Source organism: Natrinema pallidum, assembly GCF_005890195.1.
GTDB lineage: Archaea > Halobacteriota > Halobacteria > Halobacteriales > Natrialbaceae > Natrinema > Natrinema pallidum.
This window is the reverse complement of sequence record NZ_CP040637.1, coordinates 1,184,608-1,199,762: the sequence shown is the minus strand read 5'-3', so window position 1 is coordinate 1,199,762 and position 15,155 is coordinate 1,184,608. Positions and strand designations below refer to the sequence as shown.

At 65.4% G+C, this 15,155-nt stretch carries 16 protein-coding genes; 5 read left to right on the top strand and 11 right to left on the bottom strand.

The window, feature by feature from the left end; genetic code table 11:
• Window positions 1-68: 68 nt before the first annotated feature.
• Window positions 69-1,325: an MFS transporter gene (locus FGF80_RS05785; RefSeq protein ID WP_138652756.1), complete on the bottom strand. Its 1,257-nt coding sequence runs from the start codon at window positions 1,323-1,325 to the stop codon at window positions 69-71.
• A gap of 50 nt (window positions 1,326-1,375) precedes the next feature.
• The gene (gene leuB, locus FGF80_RS05780; RefSeq protein ID WP_006186082.1) at window positions 1,376-2,356 is read right to left on the bottom strand and encodes a 3-isopropylmalate dehydrogenase; all 981 of its coding nucleotides are present in this window, start codon (window positions 2,354-2,356) and stop codon (window positions 1,376-1,378) included.
• A gap of 477 nt (window positions 2,357-2,833) precedes the next feature.
• On the opposite strand from leuB, the gene FGF80_RS05775 reads away from it, so the two are divergent.
• Window positions 2,834-3,601: a hypothetical protein gene (locus tag FGF80_RS05775; protein WP_138652754.1), complete on the top strand. Its 768-nt coding sequence runs from the start codon at window positions 2,834-2,836 to the stop codon at window positions 3,599-3,601.
• 137 nt (window positions 3,602-3,738) lie between these two features.
• On the opposite strand, the gene leuD is transcribed toward FGF80_RS05775, so the two are convergent.
• The 7 genes from leuD to FGF80_RS05740 form a co-directional block, all read right to left on the bottom strand.
• A complete protein-coding gene (gene leuD, locus FGF80_RS05770) occupies window positions 3,739-4,374 on the bottom strand; it encodes a 3-isopropylmalate dehydratase small subunit (RefSeq protein ID WP_138652752.1) in 636 nt (211 codons plus the stop codon).
• On the bottom strand, window positions 4,371-5,792 hold the full coding sequence (gene leuC / locus FGF80_RS05765) for a 3-isopropylmalate dehydratase large subunit (protein ID WP_138652750.1): 1,422 nt from the start codon (window positions 5,790-5,792) through the stop codon (window positions 4,371-4,373). The genes leuD and leuC overlap by 4 nt, the downstream gene beginning before the upstream one ends.
• Window positions 5,789-6,073, bottom strand: a complete 285-nt coding sequence (locus FGF80_RS05760) for a hypothetical protein (protein WP_138652748.1) — start codon at window positions 6,071-6,073, stop codon at window positions 5,789-5,791. The genes leuC and FGF80_RS05760 overlap by 4 nt, the downstream gene beginning before the upstream one ends.
• Window positions 6,074-6,092: 19 nt before the next feature.
• Window positions 6,093-7,148 (bottom strand): ketol-acid reductoisomerase, encoded by a 1,056-nt coding sequence (gene ilvC / locus FGF80_RS05755; protein WP_138652746.1) that lies wholly within the window; start codon window positions 7,146-7,148, stop codon window positions 6,093-6,095.
• On the bottom strand, window positions 7,141-7,803 hold the full coding sequence (ilvN, locus tag FGF80_RS05750) for an acetolactate synthase small subunit (protein ID WP_006186088.1): 663 nt from the start codon (window positions 7,801-7,803) through the stop codon (window positions 7,141-7,143). The genes ilvC and ilvN overlap by 8 nt, the downstream gene beginning before the upstream one ends.
• A complete protein-coding gene (ilvB, locus tag FGF80_RS05745; RefSeq protein ID WP_006186089.1) occupies window positions 7,800-9,608 on the bottom strand; it encodes a biosynthetic-type acetolactate synthase large subunit in 1,809 nt (602 codons plus the stop codon). Before ilvB ends, ilvN begins: the two co-directional genes overlap by 4 nt.
• 326 nt (window positions 9,609-9,934) lie before the next feature.
• Window positions 9,935-11,140 carry a LeuA family protein gene (locus FGF80_RS05740; protein ID WP_238705369.1) on the bottom strand — a complete coding sequence of 402 codons (1,206 nt, stop codon included), beginning with the start codon at window positions 11,138-11,140 and terminating at the stop codon, window positions 9,935-9,937.
• A 517-nt stretch (window positions 11,141-11,657) separates the two neighbouring features.
• On the opposite strand from FGF80_RS05740, the gene FGF80_RS05735 reads away from it, so the two are divergent.
• Both FGF80_RS05735 and FGF80_RS05730 read left to right on the top strand, forming a co-directional pair.
• Window positions 11,658-12,113: a ferritin-like domain-containing protein gene (locus tag FGF80_RS05735; RefSeq protein WP_006186091.1), complete on the top strand. Its 456-nt coding sequence runs from the start codon at window positions 11,658-11,660 to the stop codon at window positions 12,111-12,113.
• 101 nt (window positions 12,114-12,214) lie between these two features.
• Window positions 12,215-12,505: a DUF5779 family protein gene (locus FGF80_RS05730; RefSeq protein WP_006186092.1), complete on the top strand. Its 291-nt coding sequence runs from the start codon at window positions 12,215-12,217 to the stop codon at window positions 12,503-12,505.
• On the opposite strand, the gene FGF80_RS05725 is transcribed toward FGF80_RS05730, so the two are convergent.
• Together FGF80_RS05725 and FGF80_RS05720 are read right to left on the bottom strand one after the other, a co-directional pair.
• On the bottom strand, window positions 12,502-12,957 hold the full coding sequence (locus FGF80_RS05725) for a hypothetical protein (RefSeq protein WP_006186093.1): 456 nt from the start codon (window positions 12,955-12,957) through the stop codon (window positions 12,502-12,504). The two genes, FGF80_RS05730 and FGF80_RS05725, sit on opposite strands and share 4 nt — an antisense overlap.
• A 93-nt stretch (window positions 12,958-13,050) precedes the next feature.
• Window positions 13,051-13,737 (bottom strand): VOC family protein, encoded by a 687-nt coding sequence (locus FGF80_RS05720; protein ID WP_049908124.1) that lies wholly within the window; start codon window positions 13,735-13,737, stop codon window positions 13,051-13,053.
• Between the two features lie 156 nt (window positions 13,738-13,893).
• On the opposite strand from FGF80_RS05720, the gene FGF80_RS05715 reads away from it, so the two are divergent.
• Both FGF80_RS05715 and FGF80_RS05710 read left to right on the top strand, forming a co-directional pair.
• Window positions 13,894-14,577 (top strand): hypothetical protein, encoded by a 684-nt coding sequence (locus FGF80_RS05715; protein ID WP_138652742.1) that lies wholly within the window; start codon window positions 13,894-13,896, stop codon window positions 14,575-14,577.
• A gap of 77 nt (window positions 14,578-14,654) precedes the next feature.
• Window positions 14,655-15,077, top strand: a complete 423-nt coding sequence (locus FGF80_RS05710; protein WP_138652740.1) for an MPN domain-containing protein — start codon at window positions 14,655-14,657, stop codon at window positions 15,075-15,077.
• Window positions 15,078-15,155 lie beyond the last annotated feature (78 nt).

Genomic DNA, 15,155 nt, shown 5'->3' with positions numbered 1-15,155 from the left:
GGCTCCCCTGATAACTCCCGGGCCGAGACTCGGTCGCTGAGCCGTTCGGTCGACCCGACTGCGCCGGTTCAATCGTCCGCGGTGACGCCGTCTCGAGGCCGCCGAGGGGAGCGGCGACGGAGCGTCCCGCCGATAACGGCGGCGATCACGGCGCAGGCGGCGACGACGACGAACAGCGCCGTCGGCGTCGACCGCGTCAGAATCAGACCCGCGAGCGACGACCCGAGCGCACCGACCCCAAAGATCGCGGTGTACGTGTAGCCGAAGGAGAGACCCCTCGCATCGGCCGGCGTGTACGTCGAGATCGCTTCCTGGTTGATCGGTGCGATCATGAACGTGAGGAATCCGAGGACGCCCGCGACGACCAACAGCGGGGCCAGCCCCGCCTTCGTCGACGGCACGAACGCGAGCGCGACGGCGGCCAGGGCGACGTAGCCGCCCACGAGGACGGTCTCGAGTCGCGCGCGGTCGACGAGTTTGCCACCGACGTACTGGCCGAACCCGCCGACGAGCAAGAGCCCCGAGTAGACGTACTGGCTGGGTTCGAACGAGCGGCCGACGAACGTGATCGGGTCGAGCAGCGGCAGGGTCGCCAGGATGTCCGGCAGGAAGGTAAACGTCGCCCGGTAGGAGACGCCGTAGAGGATACCGATCGCGAAGACGAGGCCGAAGCCGACGGTAAACAGCCGCCGCGAACCCGTGAGGAAGGCCGCGAGGCCGTGCGGCCCCTCGCCAGCCGTGGCATCGTCCGCGCCGCGAGCCGAGGTACCGGCGGTCTCGTCGAACTCCAGTCGCGCCCCGACGACCGCCGCGAGGAGGGCCGGCACCAGGAGCAGGGCGGTGACGGTCCGCCAGTCGACGAACGCCAGCAGAACCGCCGCGAGCAACGGCCCGGTCGCGACGCCGACGTTGCCCGCAACGCCGTGGTACGCGAATGCGGTGCCCCGTTCTTTCGTTCCGCGGCTGAGCAGCGCCAGGCCCGCCGGATGATAGAGGCTCGCCGCCGCGCCCCACACCAGCAATCCGACCGTCAGAACGCCGATAGTCGGGGCGGCAGCAACGAGCCCGAAGGCACCGCCCATCCCGAGCAGACAGGCGAGGATGAGCCGCTTGGAACGAACCCGATCTGCCAGCAGCCCCGTCGGGAGCGCGCCGACGCCGATCAGGGCGTAGCTCGCGCCGACTATGACGCCGAGAAACGCCGGCGTCGTCGAGAACGCCTCGAGCCAGCTGACGACGAAGATCGGGATCACCAGCTCGTAGGTGTGGAAGACGGCGTGGCCGAGCATGGCAAAGGCGGTTACCGCCCTGTCGTTCCGATCCATACTCGCTTCGGCGGTGGCGGGCCACTAAAAAACGGCGAGCGAGCCGTCGCTTACAGCCGGTCGATGATCGCTGCAGTCACGTCCGCGGTCGAGGCGTCGCCGCCCAGATCCGGCGTCCGCGGTCCGTTCTCGAGCGTCGCCTCGACGGCCTCGTGGACGGCCGCGCTCTTCTCGTCGTAGCCGAGGTACTCGAGCAGCATGGCGGCGGAAACGATCGTCGCGGCAGGGTTCGCGATCCCCTGTCCGGCGATGTCGGGGGCGGTGCCGTGGACGGGTTCGAACAGAGCGCGATCGGGGCCGACGTTGGCACTGGGCAGGAGGCCGAGGCCGCCGACGAGGCCGGCCGCGAGGTCCGAAAGGACATCACCCGCGAGGTTCGGGCAGACGACCACGTCGAACTGGTCGGGATCGAGACAGACCCGTGTCGCGAAGGCGTCCATCAGGACCTGATCGGTCTCGACGCCGTGCTCATCGGCGACCGAGACGACGGTATCGCGGAAGAGGCCGTCCGTTTCGCGCATGACGTTCGCCTTGTGAACGATCGAGAAGCCGTCGTGGTCGTCGCCGTCGACGTACTCGCAGGCGAACTCGGCGAGCCGTTCCGAGGCCGACTCCGTGACGACGCGGGTGAGCGTCGAGACGTCCTGCGTCAGGCGGTCCTCGTGGCCCGCGTAGACGCCCTCGGTGTTCTCTCGGAGGAAGACCAGGTCTGTCTCGGGACGCACCGCGTCGATACCGGGATAGGCCTTTGCGGGGCGGATGTTGACGAACGAGTCGACCGCCGTGCGGAGCGGCAGGATGACGTCCGCTGCGGTGTCACCGGCCGCGCCGAACAGCGTCGCGTCCGCCGACGCCGCGAGGTCGTAGGTCTCCTGGGGCAGCGCCTCGCCGGTCTCCTCCCGTACCGCGTCGCCCGCGTCGGCCTCGACGAACTCGAAGTCGATCTCGAGGGCCTCGAGCACGTCGACCGCGGCGGGTGTCACTTCCCGTCCGATCCCGTCGCCCGGAATGACGGCGATTTCGTGAGTCATACTCACTCATCGATGGGGAGCCGAAAAGAGGGTATCGATACCGACGGCGAGACGTGTACGTCGCTCGCGTCCGCAGTCTCGTTCACAGCAAATCACGTAACGAATCGAGCCCGATCGAATGCGAACTCTATGGTGAGACCCCCGTCACGGATGGTTTCGATTACTCTTGACTATTTCTGCCGGTTGGGGTATAGTAAGTCGTCATATCTGTCCGTCCGAGTGATGCAATATATTTTATCTATATATTGGGAAAATATAAGTGTCCGGATTCATGATGTAGTATCGAAGATGATTAATAACCCACAGAAAGGGCGACGGCGATTCCTTAAATCGGCCTCACTTGGAGCTGCTGCGATTCTTGGTGGTTCCACCGCAATCAGCACCGTTACCGCATACTCCGATCAATCATGGCCACTCCGAGATCGTGAGTCCACATGGGAGGACGGATACGACGAACGATATCGGAGTATCTCGAATTTGAATCTCGACTACTACATCAGCTGGAGTTCCGACGGACATTTCGAGCACAATCCGGTTATAACGACCGCACATGAAGCAAACCGCCAGACTGGCAGGGATTCACGCGGAGATCCAGTCTATACAACGGAAGGCTGGATCACAGAGTCCGAATTGAACGTGAAAACGATTTCTGATGGCTGGTTGCTTTCGGATCGGGAAAATGAGTATCTCGAGTGTTGTCCTGGGGTCGCAAGCGACGCAAACGAGAGCCCGAATGAATTTTTCACGTGGGGCGTCGACTTCCTGGTAGGCAACACTCCCGGTGTCGGAACCCTCAAAGATCTATTCGACGGCGGAAGCGCGCTCGTTCAGACGTTATACGATCAAAAGGATCCCGGATACACGACGACGTACAAGTGGGACTACGATAACGACAACTCCGGAAATCTCCGTGACGGCGAGTCGTACCCCTATACGGATTCACAGACGTTCAAACCACTCGAGAAGGTAAACCACGACGGACACAATAACCGGTCCGCCGAAGCTGTCTTCCGAACGACATGGAGACATAAGGGGGGTGGTGGTGCTCCGGACGCACCTGTCGCCGGTTTCGAGATCGAAGTCCCCACCCCGGATACTCGGCTTGATGAGATGAGTTCGTCGGAAAAAGACGATTGGGGAGTTAAGACGGCGGACGACTCGAGGTTTCCGCTATCCGGTACGACTGACGACGACCTCATTGCCACTGATCCCCCAGCAGAAATCACATTCCTAAGTAACTCATAAGTCGCGCTTTCGGCGATCTCCTGTCGGCGCAGGTGTGTCACTACGACTGCACGCCGCCGATCGCGGGGGACATGAAAGCCGAACGAAACGTCCGATGGCGGTTACCGGCGACCACGGCGTCGGAAAACACCCCGCTCCTACTCGGCGTCGGGGATCGCCGCGTCGTCGACGTAGGGCAGTTCACGAGCCGTCTCACGAACGGCCGCCGCGTTGGACTTCATCAGCGCCGTCGTGTCCCAGACGCCCTCGACGAGGGCCTTCCGCTGGGCGTCGTCGACGGTGACGGCGATCGTCTCGTCCCCGTAGGTCACTTCCTCGGCCTCGATGTCGATCTCGAGTTCGCCGTCGGGGTTCGCGTCGACCCAGTCCTGGAGGTCCGCGATGGTCTCGCTGTCGGCCGTGACGGTCGGAATCCCGAGGGCCAGACAGTTGCCCGCGAAGATTTCGGCGAAGCTCTCGCCGATGATCGCGTCGATCCCCCAGCGCAGCAGCGCCTGCGGGGCGTGCTCGCGCGAGGAACCACAGCCGAAGTTGCTGTTGACGACCAGCACCGAGGAGTCCTGATAGCGGGCCTCGTTGAACGGGTGGTCCTTCTGGTTATCGTCGTCGTCGAATCGCAGATCGAAGAACGCGAACTCGCCCAGCCCGTCGAAGGTGACGACCTTCATGAACCGGGCGGGAATGATCTGGTCGGTGTCGATGTCGTTGCCCCGAATCGGGACACCCGAACCGGACACGTGGTTGACTTCCGGAATCTCGACGTCATCCGTCATGCGAGGTTCACCTCCTTCAGATCGCGCACGTCAGAGACTTCGCCGGTAATCGCTGCGGCCGCGACCATTCTGGGGCTCATCAGCACGGTCCGCCCATCCTTCGATCCCTGCCGGCCGACGAAGTTCCGGTTCGAGGAGGAGGCGCAAGCCTCGTCGCCCTCGAGTTGGTCCTCGTTCATGCCCAGACACATCGAACAGCCGGCGTTGCGCCACTCGAAGCCGGCCTCCTCGAAGGTGTCCTTGAGGCCTTCCTCCTCGGCGGCCTCCTGGACGCGCTGGCTGCCGGGGACGACCATCGCGCGGACGTCGTCGGCGACCTCGCGGCCCTCGATGATCCGGGCCGCGCGTCGCAGGTCCGGCAGGCGGGCGTTCGTACAGGAACCGAGGAAGGCCACGTCGATGTCGTAGCCTTCCATCGTGTCGCCGGGTTCGACGCGCATGTGCTCTTGGGCGCGTCGAGCGGTGTCTTGCTTCTCCGCTGGCAGCGACTCCGGTTCCGGAATCGGATCGGAGATGCCGATCCCCTGCCCGGGCGTGGTCCCCCAGGTGACGACCGGCTCGAGTTCGTTCGCGTCGATATGGACGACGTCGTCGTACTCGGCGTCCGCGTCGGAGCGAATGGACTCCCAGTATGGCTTGAGGTCCTCGAACCGCTCGGGGTTTTCCTGGAAGTAATCGGTCCGTTTCAGCCACTCGTAGGTGGTCTCGTCGGGGTTGACGTAGCCCGCGCGAGCGCCGCCCTCGATGGACATGTTACAGATGGACATCCGACCTTCCATCCCGAGGCTCTCGATGGCCTCGCCGGCGTACTCGTAGACGTAGCCGACGCCGCCCTCGGTACCGAGTCGGCGGATGATCTCGAGGATGATGTCCTTGGCTTCGACACCCTCGCCGAGTTCGCCGTCGACCTGGATCTTGCGGACCTTCTGTTTCTCCATGGCGACGGTCCCCGTCGCGAGGACGTCGCGGATCTGGGAGGTCCCGATGCCGAACGCGAGCGCGCCGAAGGCACCGTGGGTCGAGGTGTGGGAGTCCCCACAGACGATCGTCTTGCCGGGCTGGGTCAGTCCCTGCTCCGGTCCGATGACGTGGACGATCCCCTGATCGCCCGTGGTCGGGTCCGAGAACTCGATGCCCGCGTTGCGGACGTTGTCCTCGAGTTCGGCCATCATCTCCTCGGCCGCGTCCTCCTCGTAGGGGCGGGACTGGTCCGCCGTCGGCACGATGTGGTCGACCGTCGCGTGGGTCAGGTCCGGAAACGCGACCTCGAGGTCGCGCTCGCGGAGCATGCCGAAGGCCTGCGGGCTCGTGACCTCGTGGATGAGGTGGAGGCCGACGAACAGTTGGTCCTGACCGGTCGGGAGGGTAGTGACCTTGTGGCGATCCCAGACCTTGTCGTACAGCGTCTCCGCGCTCATTCCTCGTCCTCTACGGTGTCGCCGTGCTCGACGCCGCGCTCGAAGACGCGGTTCGCGTCGTCGGCACTGTTCGGCGGCGTGTGGTCGACGTCGCGCATTTTCGTTCGTTGCTCCGCCCGTTCGTCCTCCTCGTCAGTCTCGATCGGGGTCGATTCGGGCTCGCCACCGTCCGCTGCGACGGTCGGTCCGCGGCTGAACAGCTGGCCGGCCGTCCGCCCAGTGTAGGGGTTCGTGTGGCTGACAGTAGCCATCGTCTCTGTCGTGTCGTCTGTTTCGTTCATGGTCGTTCGGGGATCGTTGTTAGTCGTCCGCCTGCACCGGGACGGACTCGTCGTCGGTTTCGGTCGGTTCGTCCTCGGCCCACGCGAACAGATCGCGCAGGCGCTCGCCCACCGCCTCGATCTCGTGGTTCTTCTCCGCCTCCCGAAGCTGGTTGTAGCTCGGGCGGCCGGCCTGGTTCTCGAGGATCCACTCGCGGGTGAACTCGCCGTTTTGAATCTCCTCGAGGGTCTCCTCCATGTTCTCACGAACGTTCTCGTCGACGATCCGGTCGCCGCGGGAGAGGCCGCCGTACTCGGCGGTGTCGGAGACGGAATCCCACATCTCGGCGTGGCCACCCTCGTACATCAGATCGACGATCAGTTTGAGTTCGTTGAGACACTCGAAGTAGGCGATCTCCGGCGAGTAGCCGGCGTCGACCAGCGTCTCGTAGCCGTGTTTGACCAGCGAGGTGACACCGCCACAGAGGACGGCCTGCTCGCCGAAGAGGTCGGATTCGACTTCCTCCCGGAACGTCGTCTCGATGACGCCCGCTCGCGTACAGCCGATGCCTTTCGCGTACGCCAGCGCGCGCTCATCGGCGTCGCCGGTCGTGTCCTGATAGACCGCCAGCAGGCCGGGCGTCCCCTCGTCGTTCTCGTAGTTGCGCCGGACGAGATGACCCGGGCTCTTTGGCGCGACCATCGTCACGTCGACGTCTTCCGGCGGCTCGATCTGGTTGTAGTGGATGTTCAGCCCGTGGGCGAACTGGAGCGTGTCACCCGCCTCGAGGTTCGGCGCGATGGCGTTCTCGTACACGTCCGCCTGCACAGTGTCGGGCACCAGCACGGAGACGTAGGACGCCTGAGAGACCGCCTCGGCAGGCGTCTCGACCGTCAGCCCGTCCGCTTCGGCGGCCGATCGCGAGGACGAGCCCTCGCGCAGCCCGACGACCACGTCGACCCCGCTCTCGTGGAGGTTCAGCGCGTGGGCATGGCCCTGGCTACCGTAGCCGAGCACGGCCACGGTGTCGTCGTCGAGAGTCGATACGGCTGCGTCATCGTCGTAATACATGTCGGTGGTGAATTCGTCAGTCATCGTCTGCTGTCTGGTATGTCTCGTTGTGGGTCGCCTCGTCGGCGGGCTGTGCTGTCGTTTCGGGGGCCGCGGTCCGGTCCGTGCCGCGTGCCAGCGCCGTCGTCCCCGTTCGGGAAATCTCTCGAATCCCGAACTGGCTGAACGTCTCGACCGCGGCCTCGATCTTCTGTCGCGAGCCCGTGATCTCGAAGGTGGCAGTCTCGGGACTCGAGTCGACGGCCGTCGCGTCGTACATGTCCGCGACGGCGCTGACCGCCGCGGGGTCCGCGGCGGCGACTTTCACGAGCGCCAGTTCGCGCCGCATCGCGTCGGGCTCGAGTTCGCGCACGGCGATGACCGGCACGAGCTTTCGCAGTTGTTTCTCGACCTGATCGATTCCCGGGTCGGGCTCCTCGACGACGATCGTGATTCGCGCGCGATCCTCGTCTTCGGTCGGGCCGACGGTCAGGCTCTCGATGTTGAACTGCCGCCTCGAGAACAGTCCCGAGACGTCCGAGAGCACGCCGGGCTCGTGTTCGACCAGCGCGGAGATGACGGTGCGTCGGGGCTCGTGGGTCGCTTCGACCTCGGGGTCGATACGAATGCCCTGTTTGTTGCGCCGTCCCGCGGGGGTTGGCCGTTCCTCCGGCGGCGGCCCCTCGAGTCCGCGCTTCATAGCTGCTCCTCCGCCAGTGCGAACTGGCCGTTGTCGCCGCCGCTCGGAACCATCGGGTAGACGTTCGCGTCGGGATCGATGTGGACGTCGATCACTGAGGGGCCGTCGTAGGCGATCGCGGCGTCGATCGTGTCGGCGACGTCGTCGTAGTCGTCGATCCGGAACCCTTCAGCGCCGAACGCCTCGGCGAGTTTATCGAACTCGGGCATCCAGCCGTAGTCCGACGCGGAATGGCGGCCGTCGAAGAAGGCGTCCTGCCACTGTCGAACCATGCCGATGTACTCGTTGTTGAGCACGGCGACGGTGATGTCGAGGTCCTCGCGGACGGCGACGGACAGACCCTGCAGCGTCATCAGGAACGAGCCGTCGCCGTCGATACAGACGACCTCCTGATCGTCGTCGGCCGCGAGTCGCGCGCCGATCGCCGAGGGGAGTCCGTACCCCATCGCGCCCAGCCCGTGACTCGAGACCCAGGTTCGTGGCTCGGTGTAGGTCCAGTACTGGCAGGCCCACATCTGGTGTTGGCCGACGCCGGTGGTGACGATCGCGCGGTCGCCCGTTGCCTCGTCTAAGGCCTCGACGACGAACTCCGGCTGGACCGGCTTGTCCTCCGGCGCGTCGTAGGCCATCGAGTAGTCGGATTGCCACTGCTGGCACTGGGCGCGCCATTTCGTGGCTTCGGGCGACTCGTCGACGGCTGCGGCCAACTGCTCGACGACCGTTTCGGCGTCGCCGACCAGCGGATAGTCGGCGTAGATGTTCTTCGAGATTTCGGCGGGGTCGATGTCGACGTGGATGACCTCCGCGTCGGGCGCGAAGGTCTCGATGCCGCCGGTCAGGCGGTCGTCGAACCGGGTGCCGATCCCGAGCAGCGTGTCACAGTGGGTGATCGCCATGTTGGCGTAGCCGGTGCCGTGCATGCCCGCCATCTCGAGGGAGAGTTCGTGATCCTCCGGGAACGCGCCGATGCCGGGCATCGTGGTGATGACCGGGATCTCGTGTTCGATGGCGAACTCGCGGCAGGCATCGGTGGCTTCACCTTTGATGACGCCGCCGCCGAGCAGCATGACCGGACGGGACGCGTTTTCGATGCGTTCGGCCGCCGCGGCGACGAGGTCCGACTCCGCCCGCTCCTGGACCTGATAGGTATCCGGAACGGTCGGGGCGTCGGGCTCGCGGTCGGTCTCGCCGTTCGTGACGTCTTTCGGCAGGTCGACCAAGGTCGGTCCCGGGCGTCCCTCGCGGGCGAGGGCGAACGCCTCGCTGACGTCGCTGCCGACGCGGTCCGAATCGCTCGCGAAGGTGTTGTCCTTCGTGACCGGGGTCGTGACGCCGGTAGTATCGGTCTCCTGAAAGGCGTCGTTGCCGACGAATTCCGTCGGGACCTGGCCCGTCAGCGCGAGCATCGGGTCCGAGTCCATGTCGGCGTCGGCGATGCCGGTCACGAGGTTGGTCGCGCCGGGTCCAGACGTCGCGAGACAGACGCCCGGCTCGCCCGAGACGATGCCGTAGGCGTCGGCCGCGTGGGCCGCGCCCTGTTCGTGGGCCATCGTCACGTGGTAGATGTCCGAATCGTACAGCGCGTCGTAGACGGGCATGATCGCCCCGCCCTGCACGCCGAAGGCGTACTCGACGCCCGCGTTCTCCAACGCGCGGACGACGGCCTCGGCACCCGAGGTGACGGGGTCGGTCGTCGTCTCGGCGTCGTCGGTCTCGGCGACCGCGTCGGGCGCGGCGCTGTCGGTGATCGGGTCGTCGTCCTGTTCCTCTTCCGCTGGCGGCACCTTTGCTGCGCGTTCGCTCATCGGTTGCCTCCCGCCGTTGGCCGGCGATCGGGTGGTGTACGGTAGTGTGTCATCTGGGGGATTGCTGGTCGCTCGGAGAACGATGCGGCGAATTCGGGTCTGAAGCGACGAAGTACTAGATGAGGGGCTATAGTGCCCCTACAATACGAATCGGGGCGAACGCGCTGCTGTCGACCGCGTGGGCGGACGCCGACAGGGAAGCGCGGACCGTCATTACTGTCTACGTAGCTTCCTCGAGGGATATAACCCTTACGAGTCTCCCGGCACCGATCGCTCGAACGCGAGAGCCAGGGCTCGTGGACGGTGGCAAACGGGGGGGACATCGCTCAGACGCGCACCTCCTCCTGGGACTGACGGTCGATGCCAGCCTCCTCGGCGAAGCGCTCGAGGTCGTCGACGGTGACGCGGCGCTTCTCGGCCCCGTAATCCTTGACGCGACGAGTGACCGCTCGGACCTGGTCGTCGGTGGGCTCGAAGCCGCGCTCGACGAGTCGTTCGCGGACCGAGTGGGTCCCCGTGTGTTTCCCCATGACCAGTCGGCGCTCGGCACCGACCATCTCGGGGGTCATGACGCCGGGTTCGAACGTATCGGAGTTTTCGATGACGCCGGCGGCGTGGATGCCGCTCTCGTGGGAGAAGGCGTTATCGCCGACGACCGGCTTGTTGCCGGGCGTATCCATGCCGCTTTTCTCCTCGACGATCTCCGAGAGTTCGGCGATGCGCGTCGTGTCGATCCCGGTATCACACTGGTAGAGCGACTCGACGGCCATCACGTACTCCTCGTAGGCGGCGTTGCCGGCCCGCTCGCCGATCGAGTTGACCGAGACCTGCGCCTGCGCCGCGCCCGCTTCGATGCCGGCCAGGGCGTTCGCGGTGGCCAGCCCGAAGTCGTCGTGGGCGTGAACGTCGACCCGCGCGTCGGTGTGGGCACAGATCTTTTCGATCATGGCCCGGAACCGTCCCGGCGTGGCGACGCCGCAGGTGTCGGGAACGTTGATCCAGTCGGTACCCGCCTCGGTGACCGCTTCGATCACCTCGAGCAGGTACTCCTCGTCGGTTCGAGTCGCATCCATCGGCGAGAACATACAGGTTACGCCCGCCTCGGTGATGCGTTCGACCGACTCGACTGCGCGCTGTACGACTTCCTCCCGGGTGGCGTGCATCGAATCCTCGATCTGGACGTCGCTGGTGCTGACGAACGTGTGTACCATCTCGACGCCGGAATCGAGTGCCGCTTCGATGTCACCGTCGACGACGCGGGCTAGCCCGCAGGTCGTCGAACTCGTTGCCGAAGCGATATCACGAACGGCTTCGAACTCCGCGTCGGAGTTGACGGGAAACCCGGCCTCGATGACGTGGGTCCCCATCTCGTCCAGAACGGACGCGATCTGCCGTTTATCGTCGTATGAGAACGAAGTGCCGGGCGACTGTTCGCCGTCCCGGAGGGTCGTATCGAAGACACGTGCTGACTCTATTTCGTCAGTTGAATCTAACGTGCCCTGGAAGAACTCGACCCCCCTGATTGGTATCAGAGGATGGGCTGTCTTGTGAAGACATTGTGTCTCAACCCGAGGTGCGACGATGTATATAAAACTACCGCTGCGACCAACGATGCTCGGCGGGCGGATAACGCATAATCAACCGTGATGGTTTCAAAACCGCACGACTGCGTCGGCCTATTATCTGACCGTATCTCCTAGTACTGTTTAGATGGACTCCGCCGTTCGGCTCGATTCCCACGGATTCACCGCGAATTATACTCCGCTCCGCCGCGACCGGCACCCGAAAGCGCTGGCGCGCGGCCGTCGATAGACGTTCGGTCATCCTCACCCCCACCCCAGCTTGATGAATGGACCTCTCCGTGAGTTGTAGGCCATATAACTGGTCATTCGTCCAGCCACTGGTATCGATCCGATCCGCACCGGAACGAACGGTAGTGGTCCCGTCACCTCGAGTGACGACAGAACCCGTAAACGCCCTCCGTCGGCGGGGCGGACGAACCGGCCCGCGTGTGAGTGTTTTATAACTGGTCGTGGTAGGACGGCGTCCATGACGACCGACGAGATCACCGACCTGCTGACGGGGGCGTACATCGACGAGTTCGAGACCGTGATGAACTACCAGACCAACGCGATCGTCCTCGACGGCATCCACGCCGAGGAGGTCAAGACGAGCTTAGAGGAGGACATTCGGGAGGAACTCGACCACGCACGGCTGCTCGGCGACCGGCTGAAACAACTCGACGAGTCGCCGCCCGGTTCGGAATCGTTCGCAGCCGACCAACACAGCCTCCAGCCGCCCGCGGATACGACCGACGTGCAGTCGGTCATCGAGGGCGTCCTTGCGGCCGAGGAGTCCGCCATCGAGACCTACCGGTCGCTGATCGAGGCCGCGACCGAGGCGAACGACCCCGTCACGGAGGACGTGGCGGTGACGATCCTGGCCGACGAGGAGGCCCACCGCACCGAGTTCCGCGGCTTCCAGAAGGAGTTCCCCATGGACTGATCGGTCCGCACTTGATAGCCACCCCGACCGAGCGACGCGAGTGAGCCAGCACAAACGGGTGGAGGCGAACGTTTTTCTCGCCCCGGTTCGACCCACCCCGTATGAGCGATTTCGACCTCGATCTTCGGGCCGTCGAGGAACACATCGACGACGAACTCGATCTCGAGGGCAGCCTCGTCCTCGGCGTCCTCGACGGGGAGACGCCGGCCGACGAATGGCTCGAGACGATTTCGAACGGCAACGTTCTCATCCTGAACGTCGACGGCGATGTCAACGAGTTGGCTGCCGGGTTCGCACGGGACATCAAGGAATCGGGCGGCGAACTCGTCCACTTCCGTGGCTTTCTGATCGTCACGCCGCCGGGCGTCGACGTGAGTACGGAGCGGCTCTAATCGCGATCCGACCGGTCGCCGGTCCGAGACAGTTCCGAGTCGGCTCGCATCGGGTCCCGCCGACCCCCGTCGGAGCCGTCGGTCGATCGACCGGCGACGAACCCGCCCGAAACGGCGGCGGTAACGATTCCGAACCCGACGAGAACGGTAAGCGCGACCTCCTGAGTCGGACCGAGCGTTTCGGGCGCGGCCGGAGTGAGGCCGATCCGTAGCCACTCGCTGCGATAGCCGATTCGGCCGACCATCCCGGTACTTGCCAGGTACACCAGGGTCATCCACGGGATCGCGGCGAGCGCGCCGACCGTCCCACCCGCGACCGCTCCCGCGTTCGGGCCATCCGTCCGACTGGCAGCGATCCAGCCACCAAGGGCGGCTCCGATCCCGGTGGGCGCAGTGAGCACGGCGACGAGACTGCCGGACACGACAGCCACGCCGCGAGCGGGCACCGACATGGTTGCCACGAGGGGGTGAGACTGTAAAGTCCTCACTCGGGAGTTTCAGAGCGTGAAGTCGCACCGGGACCCGGTCGCGCCGTTGCCGGCCGCTCACGCCGACGTGAACGTCAGGAAATGACCGTCGGGATCGCGCACGACGACCGCGTCGTCGCTCGCTCGCTCGAGCGAGCGAACGCGATCGGCCACCGAGTCGAGTGCCGCTTCGGGAGCGGCGGTTTCGAATCCGAGATCGACGTGGACGCCGCCGCGGGCATCGGCGATCCCGAGGTGCGGTTCCCAGAGTTCCAGCGCCATCGGCCCGCGCAATCGCACGCGCTTGCGGTCGTCGCCCGCGTCGACCGCCTCGAAGCCCAGGTCCTCGTAGAACTCCCGCGCACGCTCGAGGCGCTCGACCTCGAGAACGACTTCGAAGATCCCGTCGATGCCCGGGCCAGTCACGTCCCGCTGGCCGAGTTCGACGCAGTTCCCGTCGGGATCGTACAGGTACAGCGACCGTGCGGAGCCGAACTGGGCCTCCTCGAGATCGTACGCCGCGGCCAGCCGAGCCCACCAGTCGTCGTACTCGCCGTCGGGAATCGAGAACGCGTAGTGAGTGTGCAACCCGCCCCGCGGGAGCGCATCGGGGCGACGACACACGAGGTCGGTTTCTCCCGCCGCGAAGACGAGTTCGTCCGGTCGCTGCTCGCGGATGGCCAGTCCAAGCCGCTCCGCGTAGAACTCCCGTGCCGACTCGAGGTCCTTCGCCTCGAGCGCCAGCCAGTCCAGCCCGGATAACATGGGCGGCTGTACGCGGCGGGCGTGCATAGAAGCGTCGCCCGACGCGACTGCACCGAGCCGCGAGCGATCATCGAGGCACCGCTCCGAGTCGACAACGGCGACTGCATGACGTACCGTTTACCCACGTTTATGCACTGAGCGACCGTACCCGTCGACATGAGCTTTCGTGCCGACGAGCGTGCGACCGACTTTCGCGAGATCGACCGCTTCGACAGCGGCGTCGGCTGGATCGCCCATCCCGACGAACGGATGCAACGGGCCAGCCACGCGATCGCGGTGGACGGCGAAGTCTGGCTCGTCGACCCCGTCGACGCCGAGGGGATCGACGAACTCGTCGCCGAGTTCGGCGACGTAGCCGGCGTCGTGGTCGGACTCGACCGGCACAAACGCGACGCCGCCGCGATCGCGAACCGCCACAACGTCCCCGTCTATCTCCCCGACTTCTTCGAGGGCGTCACCGACGAGATCGACGCCGCCGTCGCCCGGTTCGACGACGAACTCTCCGATACCGGTATCCGTGCGATCCCGGTGATCGACAGCCGCTTCTGGCAGGAGGTCGCCCTCTATAACCCCGCCGACGGGACGTTCGTCGTTCCCGAATCCGTCGGGGCGGTCGACTACTTCCTGACCGGCGACGAGCAACTCGGCGTCCATCCGATGTTGCGACTGACCCCCCCTCGGAGGGCCCTCCGCGGCGTCGCACCCGAACGCGTGCTCGTCGGCCACGGTGCCGGCGTCATGGACGACGCTGCGCGCGTTCTCGAGGCGGCGCTCTCCCGATCCCGCAAGCGAGCGCCCCAGTTGTACGCGAAAACGGCGTGGGAGATGCTTCCGATCTGAGGTCCCGGTGTCGGTCGCTCGTCCCGAGCCGCCGCCAATGGGCATACATCTAACTACCGGCCACTCATAGCACACCCGTGGTCTACGTAACCCGCGGGCTCGTCGATATCCTGCTGGCGCTCGCCAGCGACGCCGATCCCGACGACGTGACGACCGGCGTCTCGGTGATCCCCGCGAGCGAACTCGACGGTGCAGACGGGCTGCCACCCGACACGCCGGTCTTCACCGATTTCTTCCTCCCCGACCCCGGCAACCCGGTCAACGCCGTCTTCGGGGTCGATCTCTCGACGCCCGCCCGGCAGGCACAGGGCCGGTTCGTCTCTCACCCTGTCGGCGAACTCGAGGTGACGCGGCGGGACGATCTCGCGGAGGTCATCTTCGTGGCCGTGCCACCCTGGGACGTCGACGACCGGTCGTTCGGCGCGTTCGACCGCGGCGGCGAGCGCCAGCCCCTCGAGATCATCGACGCCTCGCCGCCGGGACAGTCGCTGACCGACTGAAACGACGCCGCGTCCTCGAGCTATCGTAGCAACTGAAACGATGCACATACTGATCGCAACACCGTCCTGCGATCAGGT

Bases quoted from the DNA above. Each gene is read 5' to 3' on its own strand.
- FGF80_RS05785 (WP_138652756.1), bottom strand. From the start codon at position 1,325: ATGGATCGGAACGACAGGGCGGTAACCGCCTTTGCCATGCTCGGCCAC.
- leuB (WP_006186082.1), bottom strand. From the start codon at position 2,356: ATGACTCACGAAATCGCCGTCATTCCGGGCGACGGGATCGGACGGGAA.
- leuD (WP_138652752.1), bottom strand. From the start codon at position 4,374: ATGACGGATGACGTCGAGATTCCGGAAGTCAACCACGTGTCCGGTTCG.
- leuC (WP_138652750.1), bottom strand. From the start codon at position 5,792: ATGAGCGCGGAGACGCTGTACGACAAGGTCTGGGATCGCCACAAGGTC.
- FGF80_RS05760 (WP_138652748.1), bottom strand. From the start codon at position 6,073: ATGAACGAAACAGACGACACGACAGAGACGATGGCTACTGTCAGCCAC.
- ilvC (WP_138652746.1), bottom strand. From the start codon at position 7,148: ATGACTGACGAATTCACCACCGACATGTATTACGACGATGACGCAGCC.
- ilvN (WP_006186088.1), bottom strand. From the start codon at position 7,803: ATGAAGCGCGGACTCGAGGGGCCGCCGCCGGAGGAACGGCCAACCCCC.
- ilvB (WP_006186089.1), bottom strand. From the start codon at position 9,608: ATGAGCGAACGCGCAGCAAAGGTGCCGCCAGCGGAAGAGGAACAGGAC.
- FGF80_RS05735 (WP_006186091.1), top strand. From the start codon at position 11,658: ATGACGACCGACGAGATCACCGACCTGCTGACGGGGGCGTACATCGAC.
- FGF80_RS05730 (WP_006186092.1), top strand. From the start codon at position 12,215: ATGAGCGATTTCGACCTCGATCTTCGGGCCGTCGAGGAACACATCGAC.
- FGF80_RS05725 (WP_006186093.1), bottom strand. From the start codon at position 12,957: ATGTCGGTGCCCGCTCGCGGCGTGGCTGTCGTGTCCGGCAGTCTCGTC.
- FGF80_RS05720 (WP_049908124.1), bottom strand. From the start codon at position 13,737: ATGTTATCCGGGCTGGACTGGCTGGCGCTCGAGGCGAAGGACCTCGAG.
- FGF80_RS05715 (WP_138652742.1), top strand. From the start codon at position 13,894: ATGAGCTTTCGTGCCGACGAGCGTGCGACCGACTTTCGCGAGATCGAC.